21 protein-coding genes are annotated in these 19,155 nt (G+C 46.2%); 7 read left to right on the top strand and 14 right to left on the bottom strand.

Going from position 1 to position 19,155, the window contains the following annotated elements; genetic code table 11:
• Window positions 1–40: 40 nt before the first annotated feature.
• Entirely contained in the window at window positions 41–1,930 is a 1,890-nt protein-coding gene (acs, locus tag ON006_RS18620) for an acetate--CoA ligase (RefSeq protein ID WP_244820878.1), read from the top strand.
• Window positions 1,931–2,087: 157 nt separating this feature from the next.
• On the opposite strand, the gene ON006_RS18615 is transcribed toward acs, so the two are convergent.
• The 7 genes from ON006_RS18615 to ON006_RS18585 all read right to left on the bottom strand — a co-directional run bounded on the left by ON006_RS18615 (window position 2,088) and on the right by ON006_RS18585 (window position 6,324).
• Window positions 2,088–2,249 (bottom strand): FeoB-associated Cys-rich membrane protein, encoded by a 162-nt coding sequence (locus ON006_RS18615; protein WP_244820877.1) that lies wholly within the window; start codon window positions 2,247–2,249, stop codon window positions 2,088–2,090.
• A 14-nt stretch (window positions 2,250–2,263) separates the two neighbouring features.
• Window positions 2,264–2,803 (bottom strand): YfiT family bacillithiol transferase, encoded by a 540-nt coding sequence (locus tag ON006_RS18610; RefSeq protein ID WP_244820876.1) that lies wholly within the window; start codon window positions 2,801–2,803, stop codon window positions 2,264–2,266.
• A gap of 64 nt (window positions 2,804–2,867) precedes the next feature.
• Complete coding sequence (locus ON006_RS18605; RefSeq protein WP_244820875.1) at window positions 2,868–3,659, bottom strand: inositol monophosphatase family protein; 792 nt, start codon at window positions 3,657–3,659, stop codon at window positions 2,868–2,870.
• A gap of 7 nt (window positions 3,660–3,666) precedes the next feature.
• Window positions 3,667–4,890 carry a lipoprotein N-acyltransferase Lnb domain-containing protein gene (locus ON006_RS18600; RefSeq protein WP_244820874.1) on the bottom strand — a complete coding sequence of 408 codons (1,224 nt, stop codon included), beginning with the start codon at window positions 4,888–4,890 and terminating at the stop codon, window positions 3,667–3,669.
• Window positions 4,868–5,581: a 16S rRNA (cytidine(1402)-2'-O)-methyltransferase gene (gene rsmI / locus ON006_RS18595; RefSeq protein WP_244820873.1), complete on the bottom strand. Its 714-nt coding sequence runs from the start codon at window positions 5,579–5,581 to the stop codon at window positions 4,868–4,870. The genes ON006_RS18600 and rsmI overlap by 23 nt, the downstream gene beginning before the upstream one ends.
• Window positions 5,582–5,616: 35 nt before the next feature.
• Window positions 5,617–5,859, bottom strand: coding sequence for a 4a-hydroxytetrahydrobiopterin dehydratase (locus tag ON006_RS18590; protein ID WP_244821181.1), 243 nt, complete (start codon window positions 5,857–5,859; stop codon window positions 5,617–5,619).
• A 54-nt stretch (window positions 5,860–5,913) separates the two neighbouring features.
• Window positions 5,914–6,324 carry a hypothetical protein gene (locus ON006_RS18585; protein ID WP_244820872.1) on the bottom strand — a complete coding sequence of 137 codons (411 nt, stop codon included), beginning with the start codon at window positions 6,322–6,324 and terminating at the stop codon, window positions 5,914–5,916.
• A gap of 216 nt (window positions 6,325–6,540) precedes the next feature.
• Here ON006_RS18585 and ON006_RS18580 point away from each other — a divergent pair, with 216 nt between their 5' ends.
• The 3 genes from ON006_RS18580 to ON006_RS18570 are packed head-to-tail and all read left to right on the top strand — an operon-like array spanning window position 6,541 to window position 8,447.
• Window positions 6,541–6,969, top strand: coding sequence for an OsmC family protein (locus ON006_RS18580; protein ID WP_244820871.1), 429 nt, complete (start codon window positions 6,541–6,543; stop codon window positions 6,967–6,969).
• A gap of 35 nt (window positions 6,970–7,004) precedes the next feature.
• Window positions 7,005–7,826 (top strand): thymidylate synthase, encoded by an 822-nt coding sequence (locus ON006_RS18575; RefSeq protein WP_244820870.1) that lies wholly within the window; start codon window positions 7,005–7,007, stop codon window positions 7,824–7,826.
• 12 nt (window positions 7,827–7,838) lie between these two features.
• On the top strand, window positions 7,839–8,447 hold the full coding sequence (locus ON006_RS18570; RefSeq protein ID WP_244820869.1) for a trimeric intracellular cation channel family protein: 609 nt from the start codon (window positions 7,839–7,841) through the stop codon (window positions 8,445–8,447).
• A gap of 210 nt (window positions 8,448–8,657) precedes the next feature.
• Here the strand turns inward: ON006_RS18570 and ON006_RS18565 are convergent, their stop codons facing one another.
• On the bottom strand, window positions 8,658–9,569 hold the full coding sequence (locus tag ON006_RS18565; protein ID WP_244820868.1) for a DUF2911 domain-containing protein: 912 nt from the start codon (window positions 9,567–9,569) through the stop codon (window positions 8,658–8,660).
• 74 nt (window positions 9,570–9,643) lie between these two features.
• Between ON006_RS18565 and ON006_RS18560 the strand changes: the two genes are divergently transcribed.
• On the top strand, window positions 9,644–10,183 hold the full coding sequence (locus tag ON006_RS18560; protein ID WP_244820867.1) for an NUDIX hydrolase: 540 nt from the start codon (window positions 9,644–9,646) through the stop codon (window positions 10,181–10,183).
• Here the strand turns inward: ON006_RS18560 and ON006_RS18555 are convergent.
• From ON006_RS18555 to ON006_RS18530, 6 genes are all read right to left on the bottom strand, one after another.
• On the bottom strand, window positions 10,170–11,834 hold the full coding sequence (locus tag ON006_RS18555; RefSeq protein WP_244820866.1) for a S8 family peptidase: 1,665 nt from the start codon (window positions 11,832–11,834) through the stop codon (window positions 10,170–10,172). The genes ON006_RS18560 and ON006_RS18555 overlap by 14 nt on opposite strands.
• Window positions 11,831–12,487, bottom strand: a complete 657-nt coding sequence (locus tag ON006_RS18550; RefSeq protein WP_244820865.1) for a hypothetical protein — start codon at window positions 12,485–12,487, stop codon at window positions 11,831–11,833. Before ON006_RS18550 ends, ON006_RS18555 begins: the two co-directional genes overlap by 4 nt.
• 57 nt (window positions 12,488–12,544) lie before the next feature.
• Complete coding sequence (locus tag ON006_RS18545) at window positions 12,545–14,137, bottom strand: FMN-binding glutamate synthase family protein (RefSeq protein WP_244820864.1); 1,593 nt, start codon at window positions 14,135–14,137, stop codon at window positions 12,545–12,547.
• 29 nt (window positions 14,138–14,166) lie between these two features.
• The gene (locus ON006_RS18540; RefSeq protein WP_244820863.1) at window positions 14,167–15,402 is read right to left on the bottom strand and encodes a 3-phosphoshikimate 1-carboxyvinyltransferase; all 1,236 of its coding nucleotides are present in this window, start codon (window positions 15,400–15,402) and stop codon (window positions 14,167–14,169) included.
• Window positions 15,403–15,432: 30 nt separating this feature from the next.
• A complete protein-coding gene (locus tag ON006_RS18535) occupies window positions 15,433–16,047 on the bottom strand; it encodes a hypothetical protein (RefSeq protein WP_244820862.1) in 615 nt (204 codons plus the stop codon).
• A gap of 82 nt (window positions 16,048–16,129) precedes the next feature.
• A complete protein-coding gene (locus tag ON006_RS18530) occupies window positions 16,130–16,759 on the bottom strand; it encodes a DUF502 domain-containing protein (protein WP_244820861.1) in 630 nt (209 codons plus the stop codon).
• Window positions 16,760–16,990: 231 nt separating this feature from the next.
• On the opposite strand from ON006_RS18530, the gene ON006_RS18525 reads away from it, so the two are divergent.
• Together ON006_RS18525 and mltG are read left to right on the top strand one after the other, a co-directional pair.
• Window positions 16,991–18,070: an Ldh family oxidoreductase gene (locus ON006_RS18525; RefSeq protein ID WP_244820860.1), complete on the top strand. Its 1,080-nt coding sequence runs from the start codon at window positions 16,991–16,993 to the stop codon at window positions 18,068–18,070.
• 46 nt (window positions 18,071–18,116) lie between these two features.
• Complete coding sequence (mltG, locus tag ON006_RS18520; RefSeq protein ID WP_244820859.1) at window positions 18,117–19,154, top strand: endolytic transglycosylase MltG; 1,038 nt, start codon at window positions 18,117–18,119, stop codon at window positions 19,152–19,154.
• Window position 19,155 lies beyond the last annotated feature (1 nt).

Genomic DNA, 19,155 nt, shown 5'->3' with positions numbered 1-19,155 from the left:
AGCCAATATCCTATTTCCCTAAGTTTAACCTTTATTTATCATGAGAATTAAGACCTTTGAAGAGTATCAGGTTGCCTACAAACAAAGTGTAGACGATCCCGAAGGTTTCTGGGCGGAAGTGGCCCAACAATTTCAGTGGCGTAAACCGTGGAAAAAAGTTCTGAGCTGGGACTTTCATGAAGCGAATGTAAAATGGTTTGAAGGCGGGGTGATGAACATCACCGAAAATGCATTGGACCGTCATTTGGCGGATAAAGGCGATCAGAAGGCAATTATCTGGGAGCCAAATGATCCCGAAGACCAGGCGGTCACCATCACCTATCGTGTTTTGTACGACAGAGTCTGCCGTTTTGCCAATGTGCTTAAAAAGCACGGGGTTAAAAAAGGCGACAGGATTTGTATATATCTGCCGATGGTACCTGAACTTACCGTGGCCGTACTTGCCTGCGCACGCATCGGGGCGATCCATTCGGTGGTTTTCGGAGGGTTTTCTGCCAAATCCATTGCCGACCGTATCAATGATGCCGAATGCAATATGGTCATCACTTCCGACGGAGCCTTCCGCGGTTCGAAGGTAATACCGATGAAAGCGACTGTGGATGAGGCTTTGGTGCAATGTACCACGGTGAAAAACGTGATCGTGATGACACGTACCCGCACACCGGTTTCCATGATCAAAGGGCGCGACTTGTGGTGGGAAGAGGAAGTGAAACATGTGGATTCCGTTTGTCCGGCTGAGCCAATGGACGCTGAGGATACGTTATTTATCCTTTACACTTCGGGATCGACAGGGAAACCAAAAGGTGTTGTGCACACGTGCGGTGGCTACATGATCTACGCGACCTACACTTTCGCGAATGTGTTTCAGTACGAGCCCGGCGAAATTCATTTTTGTACAGCAGATATCGGCTGGATCACCGGCCACAGCTACATTGTTTACGGACCGTTGTGCTACGGGGCGACCTCGATCATTTTCGAAGGCGTACCGACTTACCCGGACGCTGGCCGTTTCTGGCAGATCGTTGAAAAACATAAAGTAGACACCATTTATACAGCGCCTACCGCTATCCGTTCGCTGATGAGCTTCGGGTTAGATCCTGTTAAAAAATATGATCTTTCGTCCCTGAAAAAACTGGGATCTGTGGGAGAGCCTATCAATGAAGAAGCCTGGCATTGGTATAAAACCAACATCGGTGCTGACCATTGTCCATTGGTAGATACCTGGTGGCAGACTGAAACGGGTGGGATCATGATTTCTCCGCTGGCAGGCATAACGCCTGAAAAACCAACATTCGCCACTCTGCCGCTACCAGGCATCCAGCCGGTATTGGTAGATGAAAATGGCAAGGAATTGGAAGGTAACGATGTGACCGGAAACCTTTGCGTGAAATTCCCATGGCCCGGCATTATCCGCACTACTTATGGAGATCATGAGCGTGCCAAACAGACCTATTTTTCAACTTACCCGGGTATGTACTTCACCGGAGACGGCTGTTTGCGTGATGAGGATGGCTACTACCGCATTACCGGCCGTGTTGACGACGTACTCAATGTGTCAGGTCACCGGATAGGGACTGCGGAAGTGGAGAATGCGATTAATATGCATTTAGGCGTGGTAGAATCAGCGGTGGTAGGTTATGCGCATGATATCAAAGGACAAGGCATTTATGCTTACGTCATTGTGGAGAAGGAACCAGATGATGCTGAAATGTTCAGAAAGGACATTGCTGCCACGGTTTCCAGTATTATTGGCCCAATTGCGAAGCCTGACAAAGTGCAGTTTGTAACAGGCTTGCCAAAAACCCGTTCAGGAAAAATTATGCGCCGGATTTTGAGAAAGATATCGGAAGGCGATTTCAACAATCTTGGAGATATTTCCACTCTGCTTGACCCTGCCGTGGTTGAGGATATTAAGAAGGGGGCATTGTAAAAAAACAGGTAGCCCCTCCGGGGCAAAAAAATAATTAAAAACGGATTGCTACAAACAGGTAATGCCTCTGGCATTTATCAAACCGCAGAGCGGTTTTCTGTTTGTAGCAATCCGTTTTTTGATGTGAAAAGCCCCGGAGGGGCTTCCTGTTTGTTAATTATCCCATTTTTGCATCCGATGCCGCCTTGTCTGCGGCGCAGCCGCATCCTTTTGCACATCCGCCGCTGTTGCGGCTATCGAATGTTTTCCATATGCGCCAGCCAATGTATCCGGCTGCGGCGGCGAAAAGGAGGAAAATAATGATCTCTTGAACTGGCATAGCTTAAAAACACTTTACGATTGCCAATTGTTCCTGGCCGCCAGCCTGTAAGCATGCTGGTAATGGTGCTCGCTATGCCACGCATAACTCGCGATCACTTCATCCAAACGGGTTACACGGCCGGTAGCGGGATGCACATATGTTCTGGCCAGATCGTTTTCATCCATTGAGTTCAACAACAAAACCCAGCGTAAATGCACATAGCGCAGCAACTGAATAGATAATTCTACCTGTGCCATTTTGGCATCCGGCAACTCAGCCCATAATTGTTCCTCATAAGGCTTAATCGTCGGATTGTCCTCAGTCATCGCCAGCCTGCACCGTGTGTAGGCATTGATGTGACTATCCGCCACATGATGAACCAACTGCCTTACTGTCCAGCCGTCCGGGCGATATGGTGTATTCAGTTTGTCGTCGTCCCAGGCACCCAGCAAATTGATGAATTTAGAAGGTAGGGCACTGATGATCTGAATATTCGATTTTACTTCCGTCGGGGTATAGCTGTCCTGGGCTTGAAATTTGCCGATAGGATAACGAAGTTGGTCTGAGTCCATTTAATTTTGAATGAGTGAATGAGTGAATGGCCGAATGAGTTGCTGGCGCGATACTTGAGAGGTTTTAAAAATTTCCCCTGATTACTTCTACCAGTTCCTTGTGAGCACCGGAAGCTGCGATGATATCTCCGCCGAAAAGATAGTTGTCGTCACCATTGAAATCAGTTACGGTGCCGCCTGCCTCTTTGATCATCAATACGCCGGCCGCCATATCCCAGGAATTGAGATTATATTCATAAAATCCGTCGAAACGACCTGCTGCGACGTAAGCCAGATCCACTGCTGCGGCGCCCATTCTGCGGATACCGTGCGTTTTTTGCATCAGCAGTTCGAGAATGTACATATACCGTTTTTGCTTTTCGAATTTATAGTAAGGGAACCCTGTGGCGATCAGGCTGTCCTGCAAAAGCGGCACATTGGAAACCTTGATACTCTTGCCATTGCACCAGGCCCCGCCTCCCTGCCAGGCATAAAACATTTCGTTCAGGCTAGGCTCGTGGATAACGCCGAGCAGCAATTCTTTGCCTCTGGCGAGCCCTACGCTCACGCAATACACAGGTATGCCGTGAATAAAATTGGTAGTCCCGTCGAGCGGATCGATGATCCAGTTCAATGCCTCAGGATCCGGCTCCTGACCCGTTGTACCTTCTTCTGTAATGTAACTTGCTTCCGGGAGAATTTGGCTTAATCCCGCAACCAGCAGTTTTTCAGCCTCTTTATCGACATAAGAAACCAGGTTATTCAGGTCTTTGTACTCGATTTTATCACGGGAAAAAAGTGCAGCTTCCTGTTGAATAAATGAAGAAGCCTGCCTTACAATTTCAATGGTTTGTTGTGTCAGCAGTTCAAGATCCATACTATATTTATCCTTTTTCGGGAATTTTAGAAAGTGAATTATTAATGTAGTAAACCCTGATGATCAATGTTAAGATGATAGGGATCACTACATAATTATGTTTCAACACATTGCCTGTTGCGCAAAGTAAGAGAAATCCGTAAAATATTAACAAGAACTGGAACCAGTAAGGTTTCTTCTTCTCGGAAAAGAAGAAAATCAGCGGCATCCACAATGGAAAGGCCCATAGAATATCATAGTTCCATTGGGTAGTGCCATCGTTCCTGATCGCCCAGAGAACCACTAAAATCCAGCCGGCAAGCCCGACAACAGAAAACAGTATCTTGTCCAAAGTAAAGTTGACGATCTCTTTTTTTGTCTGCCAATAAGTTAATGTCAAGACCAGCACTGCTAACGTCCAGAATGTGACTGTTGGCGTAAATATGCCTTTGTATATGATAGGTTCAGCGGTAAACAAATCGTGCTTTGCAACAACCAGAGGCATAATACCCGATGCGGTTTTAATTTTTGCGTCAGCGAATGCAGTAGCCAGATTGTCCGGTAAAAAAGTGGCTTGTTCAGCAGTCGCAATTTCATCAGCCTGCGCACCAATCGCCAGGTCCATTCCAAAGTCGGCCCAGGGATTTTGTTTAAAAGCATATCTGTCAATCCATTGCCTGAAACTTAGTTTTTCTTTGGTATACCCCGTATAAATTAGGCTATCGCCGCTTGCCGCTTTCAGGGCATCCACCAACCGGGTCGCACAGTTGTCGTAGAAAAATTTATATTGATATAAGCGATTTTGAGGCAGGTAGTTAGTTTCCAGATAGTTGTAAAGCTTCTGTTTTTGTGCCTGCGAAAGATTTAAAACCTGCTCGGAAACAGACCGGTTTTCTGATCTGTAAAAAGGTATAAGAAGCGCCATCGGCTCTACTGAGATCTTGTACGGAAGCGTCCCGCGCAGAAATTTGATATAAAAATTGCCCGACTCGAAACTAAAAGTGCCATAACTGTAAGCATTGTCGAGCCCCAACATAGGATCGGAAATCCAGATCGTGCTATGCCCGAATCCTGAATATAACTCCTCCCCAGGCCCAAAAGTGACCAGGCTTACCTTTGCGTGGGGGCTCAATGTGGCAAACTGGGCAGATGCCGTCAAACTAAGGCCCAAAAAAAAGAGAACGGCAATTGTTAGGCTTTTAAAAGACTGGCGATAGTTCGGGTTCATATTATTCGGGATCTTCGTCCGCATATTTTTCAGATTTCTTTTTCTCTTCGGCCTTACCGGCCAGGACGATGACAATCTCCCCTTTAACTGTTTTTTCGGAAAAGTAGGCTATTACTTCCTGAACCGTTCCCCTGACATTCTCTTCATAAATCTTCGACAGTTCCCTGGAAACACAAACCTGCCGGTCGGCGCCAAAAAACTCTGCAAACTGCTGTAAAGCCTTGATCAGCCGATGAGGAGATTCGTAAAAAATCATCGTACGTTCTTCTTCTACCAGGTTTTGAAGACGAGTTTGGCGACCCTTTTTATGGGGTAAAAAACCTTCAAATGTAAAGCGGTCGCTCGGGAGGCCTGAGTTGACCAATGCGGGGACAAAAGCGGTAGGGCCGGGGAGACATTCAACGGCAACGCCCTGTTTGATACATTCCCTCACCAGCAAAAAACCCGGATCCGAAACGGCAGGTGTTCCTGCATCCGAAACGAGGGCCATGCTTTCGCCCTTTAAAATACGTTCAACAACCCGGGTAACGGTCTGATGCTCATTGTGAATGTGGTAACTATGCATGGGTTTGGAGATCCCAAGATGTTTGAGCAATGTACCTGAGGTGCGGGTATCCTCAGCCAAAACCACATCCACACTCTTCAACACATTGATAGCTCGGAGTGTGATATCTTCCAGGTTGCCAATGGGCGTGGGTACTATGTAAAGTTTCATTTAAATTCTTTAGGGCACTAAAATATGGGAGGCAGTTATTTGCTCTTTTCAAAAATTGCATCAATCGCCGCCGCCAGCTTCTTATCTTTTTCGGTTACAATATCCCCCGCATCGTGGGTGTTCAATTCAAAAGTGACCTTGTTGTACATATTGGTCCAAAAAGGATGATGGTCCATTTTGTCAACCGTTTCTGCGACTTCGGTCATAAATGCAAAAGCTTTCTTAAAATCTTTAAAAGTGAAGCTTTTTTTTAGTTTGTTATCCTCTTCTTTCCACATCATTCTGTCGGTTTATCGGGTAACGCTTACCGGGTAACGCTTACCGGGTAACGCTTACTGGGTCTTTGTGACCTTGTATTCCACATACTTATCAGGCCTCTCAGTCCTGGTACATTTAATGGTTTCGATCACGTACAGGCTGGTACCTTTAAAGTTGCCGGTGCCAGTCATTGTTATTCTTCCGCAATCATCTTCGCCCACTCCCCGGTCGTAAGTGAAATTGAAGCCGGTCAGTTCTATTTGCTTAACGTGGTTGAAAGGCGTTATTTCTTCAATGTTCATTTTTTGGTCTGAAACCCATTCTACTTTCATGGTTACAGCCAGCGAATCTTTGTACGACTTGTTGAAAAATTTATAGCCTTTATAGGTTCCAACGAGGCTCTTTTCGGTAAGCTCAGGTTCCTTCACAACAGGCTCTTTCTCGGCTTCCTTTTTACAACCTGTACATAAAACCAGACATAACATTATGCCAGCGCATAGTTTTAGCATCTCAATGAAGTATTAAACTTTTAATAAAAACGAATATACAAGGATTATAGTAGTTTTTAAATTATTAAGGTAAATAGCCGATTCGCTAATGATCCAGTATATTTGAACTTTGATTCTGTCCAAATCCTTAAGAGATAAAGACGATCAAAATCATGGATGGAAGATCCGTCCGGATAACCCGAGTAGCAAATTATGAAAGTAGAATTAGTCCGCGTAAACGACGCCTTCCACTTTGAAGGCAGCGGTTCATCAGAAGTAAAAGTACATACCGACGGCTCGCCTGACATTGGCGGAAGTAACCTGGGTGTGAGACCAATGGAGTTATTATTAATGGGCCTGGCAAGTTGCAGCGCTATTGATGTGGTGCTGATTTTGAAGAAACAACGTCAGGATATTACAGATTTTCGCATCATTACGGAAGGCGACCGCGAGCAGGAAGCGGATACCATGAGGAAACCATTCCGTAAGATCCATTTGCTGTTCAAATTTACCGGTAATCAGCTGGATGAGAACAAGATCAATCGCGCGATCGCATTGTCAATGGAAAAGTATTGCTCAGCTACTGCCCAAATGGAAGCGCTGGCAACCATTACTTACAGTGTTGAAATAACGGCTGCTTAGTTCAGAATCAATAAAAGTGTCAATTCAAATTTCCAATGCAGCAATATCACGATTTATTACGCCACATTCTTCAAAATGGTGTCCGCAAAACAGACCGGACCGGAACTGGTACCATTAGTGTTTTTGGCTACCAAATGCGGTTTAATTTAAAGGATGGCTTTCCGCTGGTAACCACTAAAAAGGTGCATACCAAGTCAATAATCTATGAGCTGCTATGGTTTTTACAGGGTGATACGAATATCAAGTATTTGAAAGACAATGGTGTTTCCATATGGGACGAATGGGCCGATGAAAATGGCGACCTCGGACCGGTTTACGGCAAACAATGGCGCAGCTGGGAGGGAGCCAATGGTAAGTCTGTCGATCAGTTGCAGGAAATCCTGAAACAGCTGAAAAACTCCCCTGATTCGCGCAGGATCATTGTTTCCGCCTGGAATCCTTCCGAATTGTCGGAAATGAAATTGCAGCCATGTCATGCATTGTTCCAGTTTTACGTCGCGCCTCCCGACACCGATGCTGGCGAAACAAGAGGCAAACTGTCGTGCCAGCTTTACCAGCGTAGTGCCGATGTTTTTCTGGGAGTACCATTCAACATCGCAAGCTATGCCCTGCTGACCATGATGATCGCGCAGGAATGCGAGCTTGATCTGGGAGATTTTGTATGGACAGGCGGCGATACGCATATTTATCTCAACCATTTGGATCAGGTAGAGTTGCAACTCAGCCGCGAGCCGAGAGACCTGCCTCAAATGGCTATCAATCCTGATGTAAAAAGTGTGTTTGATTTCAAATTCGAAGATTTTGAACTTCAAAATTATAATCCCTGGCCTGGCATTAAAGCGCCGGTAGCGGTTTAGGGATTCATAGGAATGAGCATTCAGTATATTTTAGAGATCATTGGAACCTTTGCTTTTGCAATTTCCGGCGCGCTTGCCGTGAAAGACCAAAAGCATCAGGATTGGTTTGGTGCCAGTTTTACCGCATTCATTTCGTCCATTGGCGGAGGTACATTAAGGGATATTTTGCTTGATAGCTACCCGCTGGTTTGGATCAGCGACATTACCATTGTTTATGCGATTATGGCCGGTATTCTGGTCACATTCGTATTTTACAAATACCTGTTACGTCTCCGCAAGACCTTGTTCCTGTTTGACACTTTTGGTATCGCCCTTTTTACGATCGTCGGGACTGAAAAAGCATTGCATTTAGGTGTCAGACCTGAAATTGCAGTGATTATGGGCGTTTTTACAGCGACTATGGGTGGGGTAATACGGGATGTAATGACCAATGAGATTCCGATCATTTACCGGAAGGAAGTATATGCAACGGCGTGTTTTGCGGGAGCGTGCAGTTATTTGTTATTGGATAAATTGGGAGCAGAACGAAATGTCGCCTTTATTACAGCGTCGCTCGTCATCATCGTGATCAGGATCCTGGCCGTCCGCAACGGATGGAGTGTTCCGAGATTTTTTAGATAAAATGCCGTCAGGGGATGTTTGTTACATACCTGACGGCATTTTGAATATTTGTGAAAATCTTTTTGCTACCGCGGTTACATGCCTAACGGCATTGACTTGGCACGGTGTAAAGTCGCGTAGCGACGCAACCTCGGTAGAAAAAACGAATGTTGATGATTTTCAAATCCCGTCAGGGATGTAACAATTGCACCATCCGCGACCTGCAAACGATCATTTCTTTTTCTTCTTTCCTTTTACTGCCGACACAACTTCTTTCACTGGTGTCGCTTTGGATTGCAAATCTGCCAACCCTTTCTCGATTTGACCTTTGTAGAATGACGCAAATGCACCATCGCCCGATGCGGCGCCTACTGTCAACGCCTTTTGCGCAACCGGAATAGCTTCGTTTACTTTGCCTAGTTTGCTAAGGATCTGCGCTTTGATCCACAAGTTTGAGAATGATTCTTTCAAGCCAATCGCTTTGTCAGCCAGGCCTAATGCAATTTGTAAATCTTTGCCTTTTGACAGTAAATATCCTGCTGTGCTTTGCAATACTGCTACATCTTCGGGTTTTTCTGCAACTGCTTTGTTCAATGCATTCAATGTCAGGCTTTCTGTGCTAACCGCAAGTGGAATGGGGATATTAACAGACGACCATGAAATATTAAGGTAAGCAGTGCTGTCATTCACCGGTTCAATCTCAATCTTGAATGCTTCGTTGAACTGGTTCGATGTAGGTACTACCATGATCTTGGCCAGATCATCGGATTCCTTGTAACCTTCTGCTCCCTGCTCATAATTTTTATTCAACATCACCGTCCAGGCGGCGCCGGATGGAATGGTGAACAATGCATACTTACCAGCTGGAACCTTCCTGCCACCGAATGAAAACTCAGTACTGGCTTCGAATGTGGTTGCAGCATTGGCTCCGGTACGCCAGATCTGGTTGTAGGGTGCCAAAACGGAGCTGTCGGCGAACACTTTACGTCCTTTGATGAATGGCCGGGAATATTTAACTGTAAAATCAGTGACACCAATAGTCTGCATAACCCCAGCTGCCGGACTTGGTTGCGGCGTGCGCTGGCCCATGGATTGGGTAACCAGCAAAGCGGCGATGGAAACAGATAATAGATACTTTTTCATTTTGAATAAGGTGGTTTATTTCTTGAAGTATTAAACTTGTGGTGAAATTAGAATGAAAATATTACATAGCCTACATGAAAAGAAACAGTTTGCTTTCCCTGCTCAACTCCTATCAGCCAGAACCCGGAATGGAAGAAGAAATGTGGCAGGATACCATTCATTTTGTGAACGAGAACCCGGATTGTTTCGAAAGAAGTTTACTGAAAGGGCACATTACAGCGTCGGGATGGGTGCTGTCTGCCGACAAAAGTGCGGTTTTGCTGATGCACCATAGCAAGTTGGATAAATGGTTTCAGCCGGGCGGACATTGTGACGGAGACCCGGCAGTAGAGGATGTAGCAAGGAAGGAAGTGTGGGAGGAGACAGGTGTGGAAGATCTGCAATTGTTGAAACCCGGTATCTACGACGTGGATGTACATTTGATCCCGGAACGAAAGGAAATTCCGGCACATTATCATTATGACATCCGCTTTGTGTTCGCTGCTGGCAATGATCAATCCATCACAATGAATGCGGAGTCCAAAGACGTGAAATGGATTCCTTTAACCGAAGTGGAAAACTTTCACGATTCTGAATCGATTATGCGAATGGTGCGGAAGGTCAGCGCTTTATAAATTTCAATGTCCTTTCCTGGCTGGCTACCTTAATGTTGATCAGGTATAGGCCCGACGGAATATTGCCTGTCGGTATCGAATGGTTCCTGGTAAGCCGGGACTGAGACGCATTCAATGCTTTTCCATTTATTCCGAGCAACGTCAGTTCAGCATTTTGTCCTACCAATGTTTGAGGAATAGTCAGCCTGACTTCATTTTGAACCGGATTGGGAGCCAGAACGATTGATGTCAGTAATTCATTTTCTGTACCCAATGGTTTGAACTCTGCTACAAATATTTCCTCTGCTTTGGTCAGGTTTGGCACGCCGTAGCCCAGCAGATTATCCGGTGCCGAAGCCTGGTGTCCTGATTTTTTTAATACATAAATGATCTGTTGCGCAGTCAGCTCAGGATGTGCCTGCCAGAATAGCGCCGACACGCCTGCAATGAGTGGAGAAGAAAAAGAGGTACCACTACCTCCCGAAACGTTACCGGAAGTATTTCCAACAATGGTTCCCGCACCCACGGCTGCTACGTCGGGTTTTTGAATTCCTGCTGCATTGGGGCCTACTGAACTTAATGCGGCGTAGGAGCGATCGTAGTTACTGGCGCCAACGGTGAATACCGAATCAACGTCTGCCGGAGCGCCAATGAAGTGCCAGCTTTTGTTACCATCATTACCAGCCGAATTGGTGACGATCATTCCGCTGCGTGTCGCAAAACGTGCTGCGCGGCTCACAATCGTGGTTTTTCCATCCATATCGGCATAAGTGTGATTGTATTCGTCCGTATCAAATTCTCCCTCAAAAGTGGTGTAGCCTAGGGAAGAGTTAATGATATCAGCGCCGACGCTGTCAGCACGTTCCGCTGCCAGCAGCCAGGTTACCTCTTCGTAGGGAGTCTCGGCTAAGTCATTTTCGGTACGGTACAGTGCAAAGGAGGCTTTAAATGCAGCTCCTATCATGACAGTCGGCTGATTGGCAGCAATGGTCGACAGTACAGCCAGACCGTGAGAGCCGTCGGCGTAAACGTCACTGTCCCGCGAAACAAAATCATGTGTATCGACGACCCTGTTCTCATCTTTCAAATGTTTCAGAAAAGGGACGATGTTACCATTGTTAAACCCATTGTCAAGGACGGCAATGAGCATATTTTCGCCGTGAAATCCCTTTTTGTGCAGTTCAGGCACTTCCATGAGTGCTAGCTGCGCATTCATGCCGCCGTAGTTAAGGTCTTCGTTAGCTTCGAACTTGTCTTTCACAGCCACTACTCGCTCTATTCCCGGTGTTTTGGAAGTGAGGTTCGCGATCGGTAAGTTCAGTTCAATGCCTTTGTAAAAAGCGAGTTTTTTAATCGCAGTAAGTTGTGTTGCCGAGGCTTCTACCACCGAACCATTGAACCAGCGGGAGGAATAAATGATCCTGGCACCGGTTTGCTTCACCGCCGCCACATAGTCAGGGTTCACAGGCAAGTCCTGCGTTTGGATGGGAATGTTCTGCCGGTTCCTACGGGTTACCGAACGTTGCGATAGAAAAGCAGTTGGCTTATCAATGGAAAAAGGAGAATTGGCCTTGTCCTTGTATAAAACGAGGTATCTGGGATTACTTTGCGCCTGACAAAAAGGTTGGGCAGCGAGCGTGAAAATGATGAAGTATAATAAAGATCTGATCATTGTTTTCCGAATTTTTGAATGATAATCACTTCCTTGGAGCCCGAACTGATGATTCCTTTTCCAACGCAATCGGGTGTATAGCAATATTGTAAGGTGATCCGCTCACGCCGTATGAGACCAACGTTCTGCGCATATATTTCAATATACTTATTTCTTGACAAAAGTGTGGAATCATCCTGCCTGACGATAGTAACAGTATTCGGGAAATACAATGCACCATTCCGGCAGGGTTTTCCAATGTCTTTTACATTACAAAGACGTGTGCCTGCCTGGTTATACGCATTGGCATTCCAGGACATGCCGTCGTAAAGGGGAGAAGTAATTTTAATGACCGGCTGGCCGCTTTCTTGTGCAAATGCCTGAGAAAGAGTCTGCCATGTTACCGACGCAGAATCCGTGGACCAACTGTGGTCGGGATTTTGATGATCATAGGATAGGGGAAATGTGAGCTGTCCATTCGATTGCGCAAAAGACTTGCCGGTCAGCTGGCGAATGTAGTAATGCTTTGTGCTAACCTGTCCATCGGCTGTGAACCGAGTTTTTTCCACATTAAATTCCGAATACTGGCCTGATTCGAGCGGGAAGTAATCTCTTCCTGATCTGCTAATTGGTTGATCAGGATCGGAGCAGGAAGTAATTAGGAAAGGTACCAAGAGGCATAGGGCGTGTTTTTTCGATAGCATGTGATTTCATAGTGTGTTAGGTAATTGTCAGGCAACTTTTTCGCCGGGGATTTTCCGGCCGCCCAGATGCGGGCATTCCAGCAAGGTTTTAATGCCTGGGTAAGGTACGATTGTTTTCAAGTAGCCATAATTATCGGCCAACGGAATGGTCCTGTTGTTATCGCCCATCGAAATATCAACATCATTCATGCCAAACTGGCAAGGATGTTCATAGCCGCTTGCATGTGTGATTTCAATGATTTCTTTGGCCATCGTGGTCATATAATTACTGAAACGCTCACTTTTAAGCGTAGGATCAATGCCGGATTCGAGCCATTTATTATTGGTAGCAATTCCGGTGGGGCAGCGATTGGTATGGCAAGACTGGGCCTGAATGCAGCCTATGGACATCATTGCTTCCCGCGCTACATTGATAATATCTGCACCCATTGAAAATGCCATGACAGCCTGAGCCGGTAGCCCGAGTTTTCCTGAGGCAATGAATGTGATCTTATCATTGAGGTTTCGTTTTTGGAAAATCTTGTAAACCGTACTGAATGCAAAAACCAATGGTAACGATACATGGTCTGCAAATGAAGGGGGCGCGGCACCGGTACCGCCCTCACCACCGTCGATGGTAATAAAATCAGGGCCTTTGCCGGTTTCCACCATCAGATCGGCTAGTTCTTCCCACATATCCGTTTTACCTACCGCTGATTTTATCCCAATCGGTAGTCCGGTAGTTGCGGCCATTTGCTCAATAAAATTGATCATTCCGCGAACGTCCGAGAATGCGCTGTGATAAGGTGGCGACACAATGTCCACACCCATCGGTACCTGACGTATTTCTGCGATTTCAGCGGTGATTTTGCTGGCGGGCAGTACGCCGCCTTTTCCGGGTTTTGCACCCTGCGAAAGTTTCAGCTCGATCATTCGCACACTTGGATTGTTCTGGGTCATTTTGACCAGTTTCTCCATCATGAAGTTTCCCTCCGGATCACGTACACCGAAGTAAGAAGTACCCATATTGAAAACCACATCGGCACCGAACTTATGGTAGGGCGACAATCCGCCTTCGCCGGTATTATGGTAATTGCCAAACTGGTAAGAGCCTTTGTTCAGCGATTCAATGGCGCGGGAAGACAGCGAACCGAAGCTCATTGCGCTCACATTCACCACAGAACGGGGGCGATATGGGCGCTTGCGCTGATGGTATTCGCCTATTATTTTGGCAGAAGGAATGGTATAATGATGGGGGTCATTACCATTTTTGACGTGATGATTATGCGTAGAATCCAGCTTGAATGGCAGCATGGCAGGTTTGATCAGGACGTAGCCCGGTTCCTGCATATTTTGGTCTGTGCCAAATCCCTGGTAGTTGTTTTCTTTTTTGGAAGAAGCATAAATCCAGGAGCGCTGCCGACGGTTAAACGGAAGCTCTTCGCGGTTATTGGCAACAATGTACTGGCGAAGCTCAGGTCCGATCCGCTCGATCATATACCGGAAATGTCCCACCAGCGGAAAGTTATGCCGAATGGTATGCTTTCGCTGCAAAATGTCCCTGAGTGCAATGAACGCAAGCGCTAGGATGATGTAAACCCAAACAGGAACAGATCCTAAAAACGAAAACACATTCTCCATAAAATCAGCGTGTTGATGAAATCCGGGGATTATATTTCTTCCCAGGATGTAACTTTTGCAAGGTCGTTCCAGTAGCCCGGATAAGATTTTACGACTACCCCAGGTTCCTCGATAATGATCGGGCTCACCATACCTGCCGGCGCGAAAGCCATTGCCATACGATGGTCGTCGTACGTATGAATAGAAGGAGGTGTGGTCAGTACGGCGTCTTTATTTACCGCAACTTCATATAAATGATCCTTTTCAATCTCTTTAAGCTCAGCACCCAGTTTTCTAAGTTCTTCCTGTAAAGCAAAAATCCGGTCGGTTTCTTTGATTTTCAAACTCTCGACACCGGTCATGGAAAGACGGATGTTTTTCACGGCACAGCAAACTGCTACTGTTTGTGCCAAATCAGGGCAATCGGTGAAATCCCAGCCAATGGACGGGGCATCAGGAATTTTGGTCAACAGCACACCACCGTCGGTGAATACGCTCTCTACCCCCAGGTGCCGCATGATATCTACGATGGCGCTATCACCCTGCAATGAGTCTTTTTTCAAGCCCAGCAATTCAACTTCGGCTTCTTCTGCCAATGCCACTATGCTATACCAGTAGCTGGCACCTGACCAGTCGGATTCAATGGCGTACGGCTTGGGTTGATACTTAAATGGTGGTATTTGAATGGTATTGGTCTGCCAATCCGCTTTGTAGTCGATACCAAAATATGCCATTTGGTTCAATGTCATTTCGATATAAGGCTTTGAACCCACTTCGCCTTCCAGCTTAATAGTAATCCCGCCGGGCAGTTCCGGTGCGATCAATAGCAATGCAGAAATGTATTGGCTGCTGACGTCACCGCGCATAGTAATTTCATTCGTACCTGAATATGTAAATCCGTTCAGTTTCAATGGCGGGTAACCCTCTACTTTTTCGTATGTAATGTCCGCGCCCAGTACGCGCAATGCATCCACGAGTATTCCGATCGGCCGCTCACACATGCGGGGCGTTCCCGTCATGATTTTGGACTGATTAGTAACTGCAAAATAGGCAGTCAGAAACCGCATGGTAGTACCCGCATCAATCACGTCCGCAATGTGGTCCTGGGAATTAAGCAATCGCTGCATAGTTTGCGAATCGCGTGCCTCCGAAATGTTGGAAAGCTCTGATTTAAAGCCAGTAAGGGCATTAATGATCAAGGCACGGTTACATTCACTTTTGGAAGCTGCTAATTGGATGACTGCCCTTATAGGTTGCTGCGGGGGATTGACAAGAATGGATTTCACTTTAAAAAATTCAGAATTAAAACTAAGATTTCAATAAGTTTCAAGCACTTTCAACTTATTCCTGCCATTGATTTTCAGGGAAGAAAAAGTAAGCTTATAACAGATATATCCGGCGGCCATCAGTGCGCCACCCACAATGAGAGAAGAAGTATCAGTCGTATATCTTTTATTGTCAACGCCTTTGTTAAAAAAGTCTGCTCCGATGTAGATCACTCCCGCAAGAGGTAAAATGGGTGCTAGCTGTGTGATAAAAGGAATGCGTTTGGAAACTTTCATAAGCCGGATGTCTTTCAGCAAAATCTCCTGATAATCCATTCGTCCGACAGCCTCGTTGATGACCGCAATGCTGAAAGAAGAATCGGTTACATTGGCAATGGTTTCATTGAAGCGGATCGTTTCATCGTGCATTCTGAACTTGATATTATCTCCCGGGAAAAACCGGTAACGATGGAAGCCTCCGATGACCGGAGATGCGTCAAGAACGAGGTATTTCTGGCCTGGCGTGGCTATAACTCTGTTGGTACCGCCCTGTTTTATAAAAAGTTCTTCACTGGTAAGGGCTTTTTTTGGGTCGTAGTGATCCTGAGACCAGGCCCGCTGATTCCCTAGCAGGAGCAAAAGGACAATTGGAAGTAGTTGTCTCATATAATAAAAAGAATGGTTCAAATATAGGGAATCATTCTTTTAAACGGGCAAAAGTGTTGCAATGTTGCTCCTTAAAAATACATTAAATTTCCTCCTCCTCAGGGGTTTCCTCTTTTGAAACTTTGACAGAAACACCTCCGGATACCAGCATTTTCATCACGTCGGTCGACTTCGCTTCGAGCAATGTCACATGTTCGGTAGGCACAATGAATAATTCGCCGGACAGGGAGTAGGAGAGGGGCATGTAAACGGCTACATGGTCTGCGATTTTCAAGTGGCTGAGATCCGTTTGCGTGATAAAACCGATTTTTTTAATGTCAGTTTCCTTGTACATCGTCACCAGCACCGGCTGATTGAATTTCTTTTTATCACCAACAAAAGCGAGGATCAGGTCTTTGATAGAGTAGTAGATCAGGCTTACCAGCGGAAGCCGCCGCATGATGCTTTCCGTGAATTTGAAGAAAGATTGTGGAATAATGGTCGAAAACAGAAAGCCAAGCAGTACGATTCCGAGTATGATGATCAACACGCCAAGGCCGGGCAAATACACTGATTGCTCGTTCGAAATGGGGATATCGATCGGGAGAATGTTGTCGAGGTACTCAACGCCGGTCCAGATGATCAGTGCCGTTGCGTAAAGAGGAGCCACCAGAACAAGTCCCCGGATAAAATAACTGATGATTCTTTTAAAGAAGAAGTTTTTTATTTCCATTGAATATGTAGCCCGTTATGTGCCAGGCTGATTTGCAGGACAGTTGCTTTTTATTTTGTGGCTAATCAACGACCGGACTGTTGCTGCGACCGGTGGGAAAATTCAGATCCTCCATGCGAATTATTGGACGATGCCGATTGAATTAGGATATTTGCAAAAAAACCGAGGTTTAAAAGCCTGACTTTTACAATACCCGGTAAAATTAAAAAGAAGTTCATTCATTTAACGTATATGTATCAGGCCAGTTATTTAAAACATTTTACCGAGGAGGTTTTTCTTGCGATAGGATGTTCACCCGAAGAGGCCCGACTGGCTTCCGAAGTATTAGTCAGTGCCGATCTGCGCGGGGTTGATTCTCACGGAATCGCCCGGTTGGCGGGTTATGTGCGCTTGTACGACCATGGAAGGCTTAATCCTAATCCTGAGGTAAAGGTTGTGTACGAAACACCCAGCACAGCTGTCGTGGACGGTGACCGTGGGCTGGGGCTGGTGGTAGCACCCAAAGCCATGGAAATTGCAATGGAAAAAGCGGAAAAGGTTGGTTCAGGCTGGGTATCGGTCCGGAATTCTAACCATTTTGGTATTGCGGGCTATCATGCGATGCTGGCGCTGGAAAAAGATATGATCGGATGGACCATGACGAATGCTGCCCCGCTGGTTACCCCTACTTTTTCTTTGGATAAATTGCTAGGCACCAACCCGATAGCAGTGGCAGTGCCGGCGAATGAAGAGCCTGCATTTGTGGCTGATTTCGCTTCGACGGCCGTTGCCTATGGTAAATTCGAAATATTGCAGCGCAAAGGTTTGCCCGCTCCATTGGGCTGGGCGCAGGATGCAGAAGGCAATGCTACTACCGATGCCAATGCGGTAAAGAGTGGGGGAGGTTTGCTGCCACTCGGGTCGGACCGGGAGCATGGAAGCCACAAAGGCTACGGGCTGGGCGCTATTGTGGATATTTTTTCGGGTGTGCTTTCCGGCGCTAACTTTGGCCCGTGGGTACCACCTTTCGCTACGGCTGGTTTCATGACCGCGCAGCAAGGTGTGGGACTCGGTACCGGGCATTTTTTGGGTGCGATGCGTGTTGACGGTTTCCGGCCTGCGGATGAATTCAAAGATGATATGGATAAATGGATTCGTGCATTTCGCGGCGCCAGGGCTGTGGAAGGTCATAAAGTAATCATTCCCGGCGACCCTGAACGTGAAATGGAAGCGGAGCGCGGGGTTCATGGAATTTCTTTGCTGGAACCGGTAGTTGTATCACTCGATGAACTAGCCAAACGATTTGGCATACCATTTGAAATAAATTTATAACAAAAAAGCCGACGGCCTACCGCCGAAAGCTGACAGCCAAAAAAATATGTCGCGTAATTTCAAAGTAGGGTTGTTCGTCACCATCGCAATTCTGGCAACAACATTCTCATTTTATTTCTGGCAGATCTTTAAAACGCCTAATCTGCAGGCCGATACTGATGCCAGTTTTGTGTTGCTGATACCGGAAGGTGCCACTTACAAAACAGTTTTAGACACATTGAACAAACATGATGTGATCAATGATCACATTTCCTTTCAGTTTTTGGCCAAACTTTTGAAATACACCGAAAAAGTGAAGCCCGGGCGGTATGTTATCAAGCCGAAGACTAACAATTATACGGCCATTAAAAAGCTGATATCAGGTGATCAGGATGCGGTGAAACTAACATTCAACAATATCCGGCTGAAAGAAGACCTGATCAAACGGATCGGAAGCCGTTTTGAGTTTGGTGAAGAAAATTTCAGAAAAGCATTGGACAGCCCGGAAGTATGTAATAAGTACGGTTTGGATACGCTCACCATTGTTTCCATGTTCTTGCCGAATACCTATGAGATCTTCTGGACGACGGGTACTGAAAAGTTCCTGGACAGAATGCATAGTGAGTACAAAAAATTCTGGACTGACGAAAAGGTCGCCAAAGCGAAAGCGATTGGGCTGACACCTGTTCAGGTTTCCATTCTCGCATCAATTGTAGAGGAAGAGCAAGCTCAGAAAGTAGACGAGCGCCCAAGAGTAGCCGGTTTGTATATCAACCGTTTGCATGCTAATATGCCTTTGCAGGCTGATCCTACTATCAAGTTTGCTTTACAAGATTTTGGGATCAAACGGATATTAAACGGGCATCTTTTAACTAAATCCCCGTACAATACCTACGTCAATACCGGCCTGCCTCCCGGCCCGATCCGGGTTGCTGATTTTAATTCGCTGGACGCAGTACTCAACTACGACAAGCACGATTATATTTATATGTGTGCCAAAGCGGACCTTTCGGGTTACCATGCTTTTGCTACTAATTATACGGATCACCTCGCCAACGCCCGGCTATACCAGGCGGAGTTGAACCGGCTTAAAATCATGAAATAAG

It is taken from the genome of Dyadobacter pollutisoli (assembly GCF_026625565.1).
Lineage (GTDB): Bacteria > Bacteroidota > Bacteroidia > Cytophagales > Spirosomataceae > Dyadobacter > Dyadobacter pollutisoli.
The sequence above is the reverse complement of the archived record's forward strand: the minus strand, read 5'-3'. Positions and strand labels throughout refer to the sequence as shown.